The organism is Leisingera sp. McT4-56, from assembly GCF_020514995.1.
Lineage (GTDB): Bacteria > Pseudomonadota > Alphaproteobacteria > Rhodobacterales > Rhodobacteraceae > Leisingera > Leisingera aquaemixtae_A.
On record NZ_JAJALF010000011.1, the window covers coordinates 24,467 to 38,129 of the forward strand.

Annotated in this window: 14 protein-coding genes and 1 riboswitch; of the genes, 8 read left to right on the forward strand and 6 right to left on the reverse strand. The window is 68.0% G+C overall.

Annotated elements, in window-relative coordinates; all coding sequences use genetic code 11:
* Nucleotides 1–41: 41 nt before the first annotated feature.
* Complete coding sequence (gene nudC, locus LHL23_RS13465) at nt 42–1,025, forward strand: NAD(+) diphosphatase (RefSeq protein ID WP_222479834.1); 984 nt, start codon at nt 42–44, stop codon at nt 1,023–1,025.
* Between the two features lie 69 nt (nt 1,026–1,094).
* The gene (locus LHL23_RS13470; protein ID WP_222479837.1) at nt 1,095–1,562 is read left to right on the forward strand and encodes an SRPBCC family protein; all 468 of its coding nucleotides are present in this window, start codon (nt 1,095–1,097) and stop codon (nt 1,560–1,562) included.
* A gap of 23 nt (nt 1,563–1,585) precedes the next feature.
* Here the strand turns inward: LHL23_RS13470 and LHL23_RS13475 are convergent, their stop codons facing one another.
* Nucleotides 1,586–2,464: an alpha/beta hydrolase family protein gene (locus LHL23_RS13475; protein WP_226430236.1), complete on the reverse strand. Its 879-nt coding sequence runs from the start codon at nt 2,462–2,464 to the stop codon at nt 1,586–1,588.
* A 70-nt stretch (nt 2,465–2,534) separates the two neighbouring features.
* Between LHL23_RS13475 and LHL23_RS13480 the strand changes: the two genes are divergently transcribed.
* Both LHL23_RS13480 and LHL23_RS13485 read left to right on the forward strand, forming a co-directional pair.
* Nucleotides 2,535–3,155, forward strand: coding sequence for a TetR/AcrR family transcriptional regulator (locus LHL23_RS13480; protein ID WP_226430237.1), 621 nt, complete (start codon nt 2,535–2,537; stop codon nt 3,153–3,155).
* 18 nt (nt 3,156–3,173) lie between these two features.
* Nucleotides 3,174–3,394: riboswitch (cobalamin riboswitch) on the forward strand.
* Nucleotides 3,395–3,502: 108 nt separating this feature from the next.
* On the forward strand, nt 3,503–3,907 hold the full coding sequence (locus tag LHL23_RS13485; protein WP_226430238.1) for a hypothetical protein: 405 nt from the start codon (nt 3,503–3,505) through the stop codon (nt 3,905–3,907).
* Between the two features lie 108 nt (nt 3,908–4,015).
* Here the strand turns inward: LHL23_RS13485 and LHL23_RS13490 are convergent, their stop codons facing one another.
* A complete protein-coding gene (locus LHL23_RS13490) occupies nt 4,016–4,558 on the reverse strand; it encodes a protein-tyrosine phosphatase family protein (protein WP_226430239.1) in 543 nt (180 codons plus the stop codon).
* 143 nt (nt 4,559–4,701) lie between these two features.
* On the opposite strand from LHL23_RS13490, the gene LHL23_RS13495 reads away from it, so the two are divergent.
* Both LHL23_RS13495 and LHL23_RS13500 read left to right on the forward strand, forming a co-directional pair.
* On the forward strand, nt 4,702–6,558 hold the full coding sequence (locus LHL23_RS13495; protein WP_226430317.1) for a DNA polymerase III subunit gamma/tau: 1,857 nt from the start codon (nt 4,702–4,704) through the stop codon (nt 6,556–6,558).
* Nucleotides 6,559–6,838: 280 nt separating this feature from the next.
* Nucleotides 6,839–7,183 carry a YbaB/EbfC family nucleoid-associated protein gene (locus tag LHL23_RS13500; protein WP_222479849.1) on the forward strand — a complete coding sequence of 115 codons (345 nt, stop codon included), beginning with the start codon at nt 6,839–6,841 and terminating at the stop codon, nt 7,181–7,183.
* Nucleotides 7,184–7,244: 61 nt separating this feature from the next.
* Here LHL23_RS13500 and LHL23_RS13505 read toward each other — a convergent pair whose 3' ends face one another.
* The gene (locus LHL23_RS13505; protein WP_226430240.1) at nt 7,245–7,748 is read right to left on the reverse strand and encodes a GNAT family N-acetyltransferase; all 504 of its coding nucleotides are present in this window, start codon (nt 7,746–7,748) and stop codon (nt 7,245–7,247) included.
* A 136-nt stretch (nt 7,749–7,884) separates the two neighbouring features.
* Here LHL23_RS13505 and recR point away from each other — a divergent pair, with 136 nt between their 5' ends.
* On the forward strand, nt 7,885–8,484 hold the full coding sequence (gene recR / locus LHL23_RS13510; protein ID WP_226430318.1) for a recombination mediator RecR: 600 nt from the start codon (nt 7,885–7,887) through the stop codon (nt 8,482–8,484).
* 36 nt (nt 8,485–8,520) lie between these two features.
* Here recR and ltaE read toward each other — a convergent pair whose 3' ends face one another.
* Nucleotides 8,521–9,570: a low-specificity L-threonine aldolase gene (ltaE, locus tag LHL23_RS13515; protein WP_226430241.1), complete on the reverse strand. Its 1,050-nt coding sequence runs from the start codon at nt 9,568–9,570 to the stop codon at nt 8,521–8,523.
* Nucleotides 9,567–10,244, reverse strand: a complete 678-nt coding sequence (locus tag LHL23_RS13520; RefSeq protein ID WP_226430242.1) for a hypothetical protein — start codon at nt 10,242–10,244, stop codon at nt 9,567–9,569. The genes ltaE and LHL23_RS13520 overlap by 4 nt, the downstream gene beginning before the upstream one ends.
* Nucleotides 10,245–10,382: 138 nt before the next feature.
* Here LHL23_RS13520 and LHL23_RS13525 point away from each other — a divergent pair, with 138 nt between their 5' ends.
* Nucleotides 10,383–11,270, forward strand: a complete 888-nt coding sequence (locus tag LHL23_RS13525; protein WP_226430243.1) for a LysR substrate-binding domain-containing protein — start codon at nt 10,383–10,385, stop codon at nt 11,268–11,270.
* A 24-nt stretch (nt 11,271–11,294) separates the two neighbouring features.
* Here the strand turns inward: LHL23_RS13525 and LHL23_RS13530 are convergent, their stop codons facing one another.
* On the reverse strand, nt 11,295–13,442 hold the full coding sequence (locus LHL23_RS13530; RefSeq protein WP_226430244.1) for a hybrid sensor histidine kinase/response regulator: 2,148 nt from the start codon (nt 13,440–13,442) through the stop codon (nt 11,295–11,297).
* Nucleotides 13,443–13,663: the final 221 nt, after the last annotated feature.

The following is a 13,663-nucleotide window of genomic DNA, read 5'->3' on the forward strand; positions in this document are numbered from 1 at the left end:
TGAGCCCGGCGGCCCGGCCGCCAGTCATTAGGAGAGCCGCCATGAAACGCGCAGAACAGGTGACATTCGGCAGCGGCGGGCTGGAGCGGGCCGCGCATCTGCGCAGCGACGCAGCCGCGCTGGACGCCGCCTGGGCCAGCGCGGACACCCGGGTGCTGCTGCTGTGGCGCGGCAAGCCGCTGACCCGGCGCGAAACGGAGGCGGAACTGCCCTGCGGCCTGGCCTGGACCGATCCGACGCATCCGCTGGCCGCCGCCCGCAGGGATGAGGCGCTGTTTCTGGGCCTCGGCAGCGGCGGCGCGCCCTGCTTTGCCTGCGATATCAGCAGCTGGCAGCCCGACAGCCTGGACCAGGACGCCCTAAACAGCTTTGCCGACGCCAGCGAGCAGCAGCATCCGGATCTGCCGCAAGGCCGTGTCTTTGCCGAGCTGCGCCGGGTGATGACCCGTCTCACCCCGCTCGAGGCAGAGCTGGCCGCCACCGCCAAGGCGATGCTGGCCTGGCACCGCAGCCACCGCTTCTGCGCCTGCTGCGGCGCGCCCAGCGATATGGCGCAGGCAGGCTGGCAGCGGGTTTGCCCGTCCTGCAAGGCGCCGCATTTCCCGCGCACCGACCCGGTGGTGATCATGCTGATCACCCACGGCGACGCGGTGCTGATGGGCCGCTCGCCCGGCTGGCCCGAGGGCATGTATTCGCTGCTTGCAGGTTTCGTGGAGCCCGGCGAGACGCTGGAGGCGGCGGTGCGCCGCGAGGTGCTGGAGGAAACCGGCGTTCAGGTCGGCGCGGTAAGCTACTTGTCAAGCCAGCCCTGGGCCTTTCCGATGTCACTGATGTTCGGCTGCGCCGGCGAGGCGCTGAGCCGCGAGATCACCATCGACCCGGCAGAGATCGAGGATGCGCTGTGGGTCAGCCGCCAGGAAATGATGACGGTCTTTGCGGGTGAGCACCCGGTTCTGAAACCGGCGCGCAAAGGGGCGATTGCGCAGTTTTTGCTGAAGAACTGGCTTGCAGACACACTAGACTAACGCGCATATGATCTGGAAACGGCGCAGCAGCCCGGCAACGCACCGGCAAGGCAACTGAGGCAGGCGAAGATGGAATTTAAGAGCAGCGAAGATATCGAGGCCCCGATTGCCGAGGTGTTCCAGGCAATCTCCGATTTCGACTCGCTGGAACGCTCTGCCCTGCGGCGCGGCATAGACCTGCAGCGCACCGGCGACACCGCTTATCCGGCGGGCGGGCTGGCCTGGGATCTGTCCTTCAGCTTCCGCGGCAAGCAGCGCGATATCGCGCTGACGCTGGCGTCTTATTCGCCGGACACCGGGATGGCCCTGGCGGGCAGCGGCAGCGGCCTGGACGGGCAGATGGGGATCGACCTGCTGGCGCTGTCACCGCAGCGGACCCGGATGTCGGTGCAGCTGAAACTGGCCCCCACCAGCCTGACCGGGCGGCTGATGGTGCAATCGCTGAAACTGGCGCGCAGCAATCTGAACCGCCGGTTCAAGCTGCGTCTGGCGGATTTCGCCCGTATCACTGAAGAACGGCTGAGCCGCACCGCCTGAGCGCACAGGCTGAGCGCACTGCGCTACGCCTGCGGCACCAGCTTCGGCCACAGGGCGGCATTGGCAAGGGCAAAGGCGCCCAGATGGCCGATCCTGCGCACCCCTGCCTCTTGCGGGTCCAGAACCACCCTGCGCTGCGGCACGCCGCCAAAGACATCGCCCAGCCGCCAGACCGCGGCAGGCGGCACCACATCATCATCCGCCATCGCAAACAGATCCACCGGGATACCGCTGCCCTGCCATTTCGGCTGCGGCAGGCTGCTGCCGGTTTCCGGCAGGTAGCTGCCCGGCGTGGTGCACCAGCGCCGCCATTGCCAGTAGACGCCAGCCGGCAAATCGGCCCCGAACCCCACCGCGCGCCCGGGCAGGTAGCCCAAGGCACGGACCAGCGGCGGCACATGGCCGAACCAGAAAGCCAGCGCCAGCGCGCGGTAGGGCCAGGGATGATCGTGGTGATGCACCAAGCCGCCCGCAACCACGATCATGCGGGCGACGTCCGTCAGGCCATCCTGCAGGGGCATCAGCATTGCCCCCAGCGAATGGCCGATCACCAGCAGCGGCACGCCCGCATAGCGCCGCTGCATTTCTGTCCGGGCGGCCGGCTGATCGGCCAGCGCCCAGTCGGCCATGGTGGCCTGTGACCGGCGCGGGTGCATGCGCGCCGAGGCTCCAAAGTCCCGGTAGTCATAGGTCAGGCAGGCCATCTGCCGCTCTGCCGCCAGCCAGCGCGCAAAATGCCGGTAATAGCCCTGCGGCACCCCGGTTGCGCCGTTCAGCACCACCGCTGCCCTGGCCGGTCCCGCCGGGTGATAGAGCCGCCCGGCCAGCACCGCATCGCCTGCGGCAAAGCGCAGCTCCTGCACCCGGATATCCGCAGTGTGTTCTACATGGCTGTCGAGCATGGCACCCTCCTAGACCGATTGGTCTACTCCACCTCTGGACCAATCGGTCTAATGCTGTCAACCTGCCGCCATGACTGACGTGACGACACCCCAGCCCGGCCCGGACAGCCCCGCCCCGACCCGCGAGCGGCTGCTGCGCGCGGCTGCCGGCCTGTTCCGCAACAAGGGTTACAGCGGCACCGGCCTGGCCGAACTGCTGGCCGCGGCAGAGGCGCCCAAGGGCTCGCTCTACCACCATTTCCCGAACGGCAAATCCGACCTCGCCCTGGCCGCGGCGGACTGGGCCTCCGAGCAGATGCTGGAGCTGATCGCCGCCTCCTTTGACCCTGCGCCCAGCTTCCGGGAAGGCGCCAAGACGGTCTGCTACAAGCTGGCCAAACTGTTCGACAAACAGGGAAAATGGAGCGGCTGCCCGGTCTCCGCCACCCTGTTCGAGGGGCCGGAGAACGAGGCCTTCCACCAGCACGCCGCCAAGCTGTTCGAGGGCTGGATCACCGAGACCGCTGCCCATGCCCGGCGTCTAGGCCTGGCCGAGCGCGAGGCCCGCGCAGCCGCAGAGAATTTCTATATCCTGCTGCAGGGCGGCTGGCAGCTGGCCCGGGTGCGGCGCGATTCGGATGTGATCCGGGGCTTGCACCTGCAGATGCACACCCCCGGGCCCGCAGCCTTGCAGGCGCAGAAAAACGATTGACGACTCGGGGGGCCAGCCGCTACCGCTTGTAGCGATGGTTCCCGCGCCACAGAATCTTGTGTCCGGGATGAAAAGGGAACACGGTGCGGCCCCGCCCAGCGCAAGGCCAACTCCGCGACTGCCCCCGCAACTGTAAGCGGCGAGCGACCCCGATAGAGCCACTGGCCCGAATAGGCCGGGAAGGATCGGGAAAGCGACGACCCGCAAGTCAGGAGACCTGCCATCGGAAGTGAAACTCGAACCCGGGCGGGGTGTCCGGACAGGGTCTGATGGCAGCGCGGGACTTCCGCTATCTCATCCGGTCTCTTGTCGCCATGACCCCCGTGCCACGCGCGGAGGGCGCTAACATGATGTGGACGGACCAGACGCATTTCTATGCGGCAACGGATTGCAAATACCTGGGGCGGCCCTGCCCCGCGGCAGAGCGGATGATCGCCAAGCTGGCCGAGGCGATGACCAAGGCCAAGCCGCTGACCCAGGAGGACTTCGAAATCACCGGCACCACCGCGCTGGACGGCTGCCCGCGCAACTGCCCGGCGCAGTTTGCCGCCAGCCACGACCGGATCCGGCTGTTCTGCGGCGTCGGCGAAGAGGCGCCGCGCGACGGGCTGGACCGCTTTGCCGATGCGATCCTCAGCCGCGACGGCATCGGCTTTGCCGCCTCGCGGCTGGACGTCCGCCCCTGCGCGCTGATGGAGGCGCTGCCAAAGACGGCAGAGGCGCGCCAGGCCGAGCAGATGCTGGCGCTGTAGGCAAGGCACCCCAAGGTTTGGCATCACGGCAACGGCAGCACCCCTTTTCGAAGGGGACGGATGCTGCCCGGCCTGTCAGCCGGGCAGAACGTTTAGAATGAAACCAGCCTAACAGGCCTTGCTGCCGTCGCAGGCCCAGTCCAGCTGTTCGTCGGTCTCCACCGCGCAGGGCCGCACCGAGCGCAGCCGCGCCAGCGCCTGCGCCGGGTCCTCGCCGCATTCGATCATCAGCCGCATCACCGCCATGCCGGACCGGCCGCAGCCGCCCCTGCAATGCACCAGCACCCGGCCGCCGCCCGCCAGCGCCTGCCGCGCCGATTTGCTGGCGGCAGCCCATTTTGCGTTCACACCGGGCGGCGGCACCTGGAAATCCGGCACCGGCAGATGGATCCAGCGGCTGGCCATGCTTTGGATATCGACGCCCAGCCGCGGCACTCCGGCGGCGACGTGCTCGGCCTCCGTGGTCATCGAGATCACCAGCCCCGGCCTCCATTGATAGATCTGGATCAGGTCGCTGCGGTAATCGCCCTCGCCGCCCGGCAGCCGGCACAGCGCCAGGATGCCGCCGCCTGCTGACAGCGCGTGGATGGTCAGGCCGGCCTGCGCCGCAGTTTCCTGCACGGCAGGCTTTGAAGTGTCTTCAGTTCGCATACCGCCTCCCTGGACGCTGCGTTCCTGCACTTCCCCCGCTTTTTCCCCTCCCCCTCAGCCTAGCCGCTAACCGCGCAAAGCCAAAGCGCTTTTACTGCCCGGGGAATGCTGCCATCTGCGGTGGACGAACGGGCTGCGCTTCAATACCCTGCGCGGAACGCAGCGCCCCCCGCAAACCGAATCCGGCACGAGACACCATGAACGATACTCCCAGCGGCACCACCCAATCCCAATACCAGGTTCTGGCCCGCAAATACCGGCCCGAAACCTTTGCCGATCTGGTGGGCCAGGATGCGATGGTGCGGACGCTGAAGAACGCCTTTGCCGCCGACCGCATCGCCCAGGCCTTCATCATGACCGGCATCCGCGGCACCGGTAAGACCACCACCGCCCGGATCATAGCCAAGGGCATGAACTGCGTTGGCGAGGACGGCCAGGGCGGCCCCACCACCGATCCCTGCGGCAAGTGCGAGCATTGCGTGGCGATCATGGAAGGCCGCCATGTCGACGTGATGGAGATGGACGCGGCCTCGCGCACCGGTGTCAACGACATCCGCGAGATCATCGACTCGGTGCAGTACCGCGCCGCTTCGGCCCGCTACAAGATCTACATCATCGACGAAGTTCACATGCTGTCGACCTCCGCCTTCAACGCGCTGCTGAAGACGCTGGAGGAGCCGCCTGCGCATGTGAAATTCATCTTCGCCACCACCGAGATCCGCAAGGTGCCGGTGACGGTGCTGTCGCGCTGCCAGCGCTTCGACCTGCGCCGGATCGAACCGGAGGTGATGATCGCCCTGTTGCGCAAGATCGCCGCCGCCGAGGGCGCCGAGATTGCCGAGGACGCGCTGGCGCTTATCACCCGCGCCGCCGAAGGCTCCGCCCGGGATGCGACCTCGCTCTTGGATCAGGCGATTTCCCACGGCGCCGGTGAGACCACCGCCGATCAGGTCCGCGCCATGCTGGGCCTTGCCGACCGCGGCCGGGTGCTGGACCTGATGGACATGATCCTGCGCGGCGATGCGGCGGCGGCGCTGACCGAGCTCAGCGCGCAATATGCAGAGGGCGCCGACCCGCTGGCAGTGCTGCGCGATCTGGCGGAGATCACCCATTGGGTCTCAGTCGTGAAGATCACCCCGGACGCGGCAGAGGACCCCACTGTCAGCCCCGATGAGCGCGCCCGCGGGCAAGCAATGGCCGAGGCGCTGGCGATGCGGGTGCTGACCCGCATGTGGCAGATGCTCTTGAAAGCGCTGGAGGAAGTGGCCGCCGCACCGAACGCGATGATGGCCGCCGAAATGGCGGTGATCCGCCTCACCCATGTGGCCGACCTGCCGAGCCCCGAAGAGCTGATCCGCAAGCTGCAGGACACCCCGCCTCCGCCGCCCCCCGGTCCCGGCGGCCCCGGCGGCGGTGTGCCGATGCAGGGCATGGGCGCCCCGGCGCTTGGCGGCGGCGCACCCGCTGGCGCTGCGCCGCACGGCGGCCCGCAAGGCGGCGCGCCGGTAGCCCATGGCGGCGGCGGCACGGTGGCGGCGCTGGCACCTCAGGTCAGCTCCGCGCTGGCCCGTTATCCGTCCTTTGAACATGTGGTCGAACTGATCCGGGTGAACCGCGACGTGAAACTGCTGGTCGAAGTGGAAACCGGCGTGCGGCTGGTCTCCTACCAGCCCGGGCGGATCGAATTCACCCCCTCGGCCCAAGCACCGCGCGACCTGGCCGCCCGGCTCGGCTCGGCGCTGCAGACTTGGACCGGCGCGCGCTGGGTGGTGTCTATCGCGCCGGACGGCGATGCGCCCACCATTGCCGAGGTCCGCGACGCGGCCGAGAACGCCCTGCGCGAGAAGGCCACGGCGCATCCGCTGGTGCAGGCGGTGCTGGAAAGCTTTCCCAAGGCCAAGATCACCCGCATCCGCACGCCCGAGGAACTGGCCGCCGAGGTTGCCGCCGAGGCCCTGCCCGAGGTGGAGGACGAATGGGATCCGTTCGAGGACGGTTAAAGCTTTACTGCGGTTGGCTTGGCACTCCCTCCGCCTCAAAGAACTGATTTTTTCAGCCACTTAGGGCAGCGCCCGTCCCGGCGGGGCGGGAAGCGAAGCGCCCGCCACCGTTTTGCCGGAGGCAAACCTTCGGTTTGATGGGGGGAGGGGACGGGCGCTGCCCGGCCTATCGGACGGGCGAAAGAGCGCTAAACCGCTCCACGAAGACAATCCTGCCCCTTGTTTCGCGGTCCCGCGGCCCGTATCTGTGCCCCAAACTCGGAATCTCAGGAGAAACCACATGCTCAAAGGCCTCGGCGGTCTTGGCGACATGGCCAAGATGATGAAATCGGCACAGGAACTGCAAACCAAGATGGCGCAGATGCAGGAAGACCTGCACAACGTCATGGTGACCGGCGAGGCCGGCGCCGGCTTGGTCAAGGCAACCGCGTCTGCCAAGGGCGACCTCAAGGCGCTGGACATCGACCCGTCGATCTTCAACGGCGACGACAAGGAAGTGGTCGAGGACCTGATCCTGGCCGCCATCAAGGACGCCCAGGCCAAGGCGGCGGAAAAGGCGCAGGAAGAAATGGCCAAGCTGACTGAAAGCATGGGCCTGCCCAAGGACATCAAGCTGCCGTTCTGAGCTGCACGAAATTCCCCTGCAAAAGGCGGCCCGTCAGGAGCCGCCTTTTCTTTTGCCCGTCTCAGCCCGTCTCCAGCCGGAACTTCAAAAACCGCTGCCCCTCGTATTGCACCGCCCCGGTCTGCACCGCCCCAAGCCGCATCAGCGGCCGCAGATGCCGCCGTGTCGGCGGCAGCAGGAAGGTGACATAGGGGATACGCGCGTCCGCGCGGGCAAATTCCAGCGCCTTGCGGGCGATGGCGGGGCCAAGGCCGAAGCAGTCCGGGCGCAGCACCAGCCCGAAATCCCACTCATCCCCCTCTTTCTGGAAGCCGCCCCAGCCAAGGTAAGCATCACCGCGCAAGCAAGCCCAATGGCCCAGCCCGTCGCGCTGCCAGCAGGCCTCCTTGGAGTCCACGAAATCCCTCGCCGCGGCCTCATCCCATGCCCCGGTCAGCAACGGCATATGCTCCGCCATCCGCGGGTCTGACATGTGGCGGGCAATTTCCTGCGGCGTTACCTCCGTCAGCCGACCGAAACGCAACTGGGGAGAAATTCCTGCTTCCCGCGCTATCTCGCCGCCCATCCCGAACCCTCCGCATTTTCAGGCAAGGCATACCCCCGGGGCGCCAGAAAAACAAACCCCGAACATTTTACCGCACGGCCCTTGCGCTCCGTGGCCCCGGGTGGCCTATATGGCAAGGAACCCTAAGGCCCGCGGCATGATCAAGAACTCCACCACCAACATCGAAGACCTGATTGCCCTGATGGCCAAGCTGCCGGGGCTGGGACCGCGCTCGGCCCGGCGTGCGGTGCTGCATCTGATCCGCAAGCGGGCACTGCTGCTGACGCCCCTGGCGGATGTGATGAGCGAGGTGGCCGCGACAGCCCGCGAATGCCTTAACTGCGGCAACGTGGGCACCAGCGAGATCTGCCCGATCTGCACCGACGAGGTGCGCGGCAACGGCGAGCTGTGCGTGGTCGAGGATGTGGCCGACCTCTGGGCAATGGAACGCTCGGGCGTGTTCAAGGGCCGTTACCATGTGCTCGGCGGCACGCTCTCGGCGCTGGATGCAGTGGGGCCGGAGGATCTGCGCATCCCGCGGCTGATCGACCGGGTGGCGACCGAGGGCGTCCGCGAGGTGATCCTGGCCCTCAATGCCACCATCGACGGCCAGACCACCGCCCACTACATCGCCGACCAGCTGCAGGGGCAGGTGAAACTGACCTCCCTCGCCCAGGGCGTGCCGATCGGCGGCGAGCTGGATTACCTCGATGACGGCACCATTTCCGCGGCACTCAGCGCACGCAAGGAAATCTGACGGCGCGGCCCTAGTGTTGCAGCGGTCCTGCGTTCTTCAGGCGTAGAAGCTTTTCAGCCCCTGCAACGCCTGCGCCAGCGCAGCATCCTCCACATCCTTGTGCAGCACCAAACGGATGGCGCCGGAGCTGCTGCCGCCGATTGCCACGCCCTCTGCCGCCAGATGCGCCCGCAGATCATCATTGCGCCCGTCAGCGGGTGTGAAGAACACCATGTTGGTGGCCTGCACGACCTCGCCCGCGCCCAAGCCCCGCAACACATCAGCCAATTCCGCCGCGCGCGCGTGATCCTCTGCCAGCCGCCCCGCGTTGTGCTCCAGCGCATAAAGCCCGGCGGCAGCCAGCACCCCCGCCTGCCGCATGCCGCCGCCCAGCATCTTGCGCCAGCGCCGCGCCTTGGCGATCAGATCCGCAGGCCCGGCCAGCACCGATCCCGCAGGCGTGCCCAGCCCCTTGGACAGGCAGACCGAGACCGTATCGGCCAGCCCGGCCAGATCTGTTTCCGTGCACCCCAGCGCGGTGATCGCATTGAAGAACCGCGCCCCGTCCAGATGCACGGAAAGCCCTGCGGCCCGCCCGGCCTCTGCCGCCGCGGCCATATCCGCCAGCGGCACCGCGAGCCCGTTATGGGTGTTCTCCAGTGACAACAGGCGGCTGATGGGCAGGTGCGGATCATCCTCCTTCACCGCAGCCCTTATCTCCGCCGGGTCCAGCGCCCCGTCCGCGCGCACCGCCACCGGGCACAGGGCAATGCCGCCCAGCACCGACGCGCCCGCGGCCTCATAGGCGTAAACGTGATAACCGCGGCCGCAGATCACCTCCTCGCCGCGCTGGCAATGGGCCAGCAGGGCGGTAAAATTGCTCATCGTGCCTGTGGGGAGGAAAAGGCAGGCCTCCTTGCCCAGACGCTCGGCCAGCTCCGCCTCCAGGTGGTTGACCGAAGGGTCTTCGCCAAAGACGTCATCGCCCAGCTCTGCCGCAGCCATCGCCTGCAGCATGCCCGCATCGGGCCGCGTCACCGTATCGCTGCGCAGATCGCAAAGGGGTCCATCGCGCCCTGCGCCCGCCAGCCCTGTGTATTGGCTCATTCCGTCACCTGCTCATAAGCCAGCGCCGCCACGATGTGGACGCGCCGGGTTTCGCCTCCGTTCAATGCGGTGTGATAGCCGCGGGTGTCAGTGAAATAGACCGAGCCGTCCGCTGGCAAGTGGGTGACGTGATGATTGACGATAAACAGGGAACCGGGGTTGGTGAGCACCGGGATATGCAGCCGCGGCTCCGGGTCGCGGTGCCAGGAGTTGCAGTTATAAAGGCCCTTGGACAGCACCCGCGTGCGCCCGATCGGAAAGCGTTTCGCCAGCTCGGCATGCACATGCTCGAAATAGGTGCCCGCAAACTTCGGATTGAACTCGCAGAACTCCACCTCCGGCACCAGATCCTCGCGCGGCTCCTCGACATAACGGTCGTCGGCGCGCAGCCAGTAGCGGCCCGACAGGTCGTTGGCGGTCCACTCGGTCTGCCCCGGGCGCTGGGTCAGCGGCAGCGCGGCAAATCCCTGGTCCTGCATGCCGCCCATGAACTCCTCGCGGCGCAGGCACTCCGCCAGCGCCTCCTGCAGCAGCCGGACGTCAAACTTCAGCTCCAGCCGCTGGATGCCCGGCCCAGGCACAAACTCCGCCACTGTGGCGGAATCGGGCATGGTTTGCATGGCCCGGGCCACGGACCCGGCATCGGCGTCGTTGATCTGCGGAACAAATGTCATGCCGCGCGCTCCCAAATTTTCGTGCTTATCGTGAGTGGTGATGCATTCAGCGCCATGGTCGCAGGCTGTTTTCCCAAAATAAAGCCGGGCTTTCGCAATGCATGTTGCAAAATTTGCAACACCTGGCAGGGTATCCTCATGCGCCGCAAGATCCCGCCCATCTCCGCCCTGCTGTGTTTCGAGGCCGCCGCCCGCTCCGGCAGCTTTGCCGCAGGCGCCCGTGCGATGAACCTGTCGCAAAGCGCCTTCAGCCGCCAGATCCAGGGGCTGGAGGCGCAGACCGGCCAGACCCTGTTCAAGCGCGAACGCCAGCGGGTGCAGCTGACCGGCGCGGGCGGGATGCTGCTGCAGGAGCTGGCGCCGCAGTTGGAGGCGCTGGAGGCCACGTTTTACCGGCTGCGCACCCGCGACAATCCGTATGGCGCGCTCAACATCGGCACCTATCCGACGCTGGGCAGCCGCTGGCTGATGCCGCAACTGGCGCGGCTGGCGCAGGACCAGCCACGGCTGACGGTCAACACCATCACCTATCTGGACAATGCGCAGGTTGATGCCAGCCTGGTGGATCTGGCCATCGTGCAGGGAGATCCGCCTTGGCCCGGCTTCCGCGCCGACCTCTTGATGCCGGAAACCCTTGTGGCGGTGGCGGCGCCCGGCCTGCTGGAGGCACCGCTGCAGGACGCCGCCCGGCTGCTGGAGCATCCGGCGCTGCAGCACACCACCCGCCCGCTCAGCTGGCAGATCTGGTTCGAGGATCAGGAACAGGCACTGCCCGCCCGCCCCACCGGGCCGCTGTTCAGCCAGTTCGAGATGCTGATCGACGCGGTGAAATACGGTCACGGGGTCGCCATCCTGCCGGAGCTGCTGGTGAAACGCGAACTGGCGGATAGCACGCTGGCCCTGGCCCACCCGCACCGTTGCACCCCCGCCAGCGCCTATTACCTGCTGACCCCGCAGGCCAAGGCCGGCACCAGCCGGATCGAGCGGGTCCGGGCCTGGCTGCTGGAACAGGCGCCCGCCGGATAGGCGCCGCCGCCCGGCGGCAGGCCGCTAGCGGAACAGCGCCTTGTAGAGCTTTTCGCGGGTGAAGGGCTTGTCCAGCACCTGCACGCCCTCCAGCTCCGGGAAACCGGCCTCCGCGGCGCTGAAGGCAAAGCCGCTCATCATCACCGCGTTCAGGCCAGGCTGCATATCCAGGAGCCGCGCCAGCGTCTCCCAGCCGCCGCGGCCCGGCATGCTCATGTCGATCACTGCGCCGTCAAACGGCCCCTGCGCCTGCAGCAGCGCCAGCGCCGCGTCATAGCCGTCCGCCTGCGCCACTTCGCAGCCGCGCAGCTGCAGCAAGCCCGCAACAGCCCGGCGCACGGTGTCCTCATCATCAACCACCAGGATCCGCCGCCGCTGCTCCCGGCGCGGCGGCGCCGCAGCAGCCGCTGCCCGGGGGGGCGGCGGCGCCGTTGCCGTGCAGGCCGGAAAGTAGAAGCGGAAGGTGCTGCCGCCGCCTTCGCGGCTGTCTACCGCCAGCCCGCCGCGGTGACGGCTGATGATCCCCAGCACCGCCGCCAGCCCCAGGCCGCGGCCGCCGGGCTTGGTGGTGAAGAAGGGATCGAACATCCGGGCCAGGGTGTCGCGGCCCATGCCGTGGCCGGTGTCGCGCACCTCCAGCAGCAGGCAGGGGCCTGGGGCCATTCTGCGCCCCTTCAACAGGCGGCGGCGTTCCGCTGCGGACAGGCTGATGCGCCGGGTGGCGACCGTGACAGTGCCCGCGCCCGGGCCGATCGCCTCCACCGCATTCAGCACCGCCTGCATCAGCAGCCGGCCCGCCTGCGCCGGATCCATCTGCGCCGTCAGTTCCCCCTCCGCCAGGTCCAGCACCACCGCCTTGCCCAGCCGGCACTCCACCGGCACCAGCGCCAGCGCATCGCGCACGATGCAGTTCAGGTCGCATGCCTCCGGCTGCGGATTGCCGCCGCCCCTGGCATAGCCCAGCAGCTGCCGCATCAGCCGGGCCGAAGCCTGCAGCCCCTCCTCCACCGCCGCGACATGGGCCTGCGCCGGATGCGCCGCCCCCAGATGCGCCAGCGCCAGCTCGCTGCGGCCCTGCATCGAGGCCAGCAGATTATTGAACTCATGCGCAATGGTGCCCGCCAGCAGCCCCAGGCTTTCGCTCTTGTGCCGCAGCAGCAGCGCCTGCTCTGCCTGGCGCCGCCGCCGCTCCGCCCGGCGGCGGCGCAGCTCCAGAGCGATCCGCGCGGCAAACACTTCCACTAGGCTGTTTTCACTTGGCTCCAGGCGGATTTCCCGGCTGTGCAGCAGCGCAAAATGGCCAATCATCTGCCCCTCGGCATCCCGCAGCGGCACCCCGAGGTAGGACTGCAGGCCCTGCTCGCGGAACTGTGCCTGCGCCGGGAACGCCTGCTGCAGCCCCTCCGGTGCCAGGAACCGCTCGCCCTCCTTCAGAAAGGCGCAGGGGCGGCCCGCGTAAGCCACAAGGCTGTCCTCCAGCGCCGCCTCCGCCTGCCCGCCCGTGCAGCAGGCCAGCACCCGGAACCGGTCCGGCCGGCTTGCTGTGTTTTCGGCGATGAAGGCCGTGCGCACGCCCAGCGCGCCCTGCAGCTGCGCCGCCAGCTGGCGGAAGGCCGCGCGCGGCGATGTGCTGCCCGGCCCCCTGGCCAGCGCCGCCAGCGCGGCCTGCGTCTGCAGCCCGGCAATTTCCGCCCCCAGCCGCGGGGCGAACTGCTGCATCTGAGCGGTGATCTCCGCCGCCAGGCCAGCGCCGATTTCGCGGCGCCAGGCCGCCTGCACCAGGCCGGCGGTGCGGCCCGCAGCGTTCTTCAGGGCCAGTCCGGCAAAGGCCTGAATGCCTTCCTCGGCAAACATCCCGTTTTCGGGATAGCGCTCCTGCACCTGCCGCAGGAACACCTGCGGGCCACCGCTCTGCACCACATCGTGGCACGGCGTCGCGCGCATGTCGTATTCGAAGTCCCCCAGCTGCAGCCCGTCGAACCAGCTGGCCAGCACCCGGATGCTGCCGCCCCCGCCGGGCTGAAGCTCGCCCACAGTGACAAGATCGGCGCCGAAGCCCCGTGCCAGCTGATCCACAAATGCCTGACAGAATTGCCGGCCGTTCAAGGCTGCCAGCTCTCCCAGATTCAAGCGGCCTCTTTCGCCAAGCGCCGCCGCCCCCGATGCGTCCATAACCAATACTCCTGCCATCCCTGCGCGGACCGGCTTCCCAGGCAGGACCGCTGGCAATACTCAGTAACTTTTGCGTCCCCGTCGCAGCGCGGCCCGCCCCCTTCTGGCAGGGGGCGCTTTCCGTGTGCTCGAACCTGCGGGCAGCCAGGAACACGGCTGCACCGCAACATCATGCTGCGCGAATAACCGGCGCGCAGTCAACATCTTGTAAGGTTGGGACT

Excerpts from the sequence above, each read along its gene's own strand:
- nudC (WP_222479834.1), top strand. The coding sequence starts at position 42 with ATGAAACGCGCAGAACAGGTGACATTCGGCAGCGGCGGGCTGGAGCGG.
- LHL23_RS13470 (WP_222479837.1), top strand. The coding sequence starts at position 1,095 with ATGGAATTTAAGAGCAGCGAAGATATCGAGGCCCCGATTGCCGAGGTG.
- LHL23_RS13475 (WP_226430236.1), bottom strand. The coding sequence starts at position 2,464 with ATGCTCGACAGCCATGTAGAACACACTGCGGATATCCGGGTGCAGGAG.
- LHL23_RS13480 (WP_226430237.1), top strand. The coding sequence starts at position 2,535 with ATGACTGACGTGACGACACCCCAGCCCGGCCCGGACAGCCCCGCCCCG.
- LHL23_RS13485 (WP_226430238.1), top strand. The coding sequence starts at position 3,503 with ATGATGTGGACGGACCAGACGCATTTCTATGCGGCAACGGATTGCAAA.
- LHL23_RS13490 (WP_226430239.1), bottom strand. The coding sequence starts at position 4,558 with ATGCGAACTGAAGACACTTCAAAGCCTGCCGTGCAGGAAACTGCGGCG.
- LHL23_RS13500 (WP_222479849.1), top strand. The coding sequence starts at position 6,839 with ATGCTCAAAGGCCTCGGCGGTCTTGGCGACATGGCCAAGATGATGAAA.
- LHL23_RS13505 (WP_226430240.1), bottom strand. The coding sequence starts at position 7,748 with ATGGGCGGCGAGATAGCGCGGGAAGCAGGAATTTCTCCCCAGTTGCGT.
- recR (WP_226430318.1), top strand. The coding sequence starts at position 7,885 with ATGATCAAGAACTCCACCACCAACATCGAAGACCTGATTGCCCTGATG.
- ltaE (WP_226430241.1), bottom strand. The coding sequence starts at position 9,570 with ATGAGCCAATACACAGGGCTGGCGGGCGCAGGGCGCGATGGACCCCTT.
- LHL23_RS13520 (WP_226430242.1), bottom strand. The coding sequence starts at position 10,244 with ATGACATTTGTTCCGCAGATCAACGACGCCGATGCCGGGTCCGTGGCC.
- LHL23_RS13525 (WP_226430243.1), top strand. The coding sequence starts at position 10,383 with ATGCGCCGCAAGATCCCGCCCATCTCCGCCCTGCTGTGTTTCGAGGCC.
- LHL23_RS13530 (WP_226430244.1), bottom strand. The coding sequence starts at position 13,442 with ATGGACGCATCGGGGGCGGCGGCGCTTGGCGAAAGAGGCCGCTTGAAT.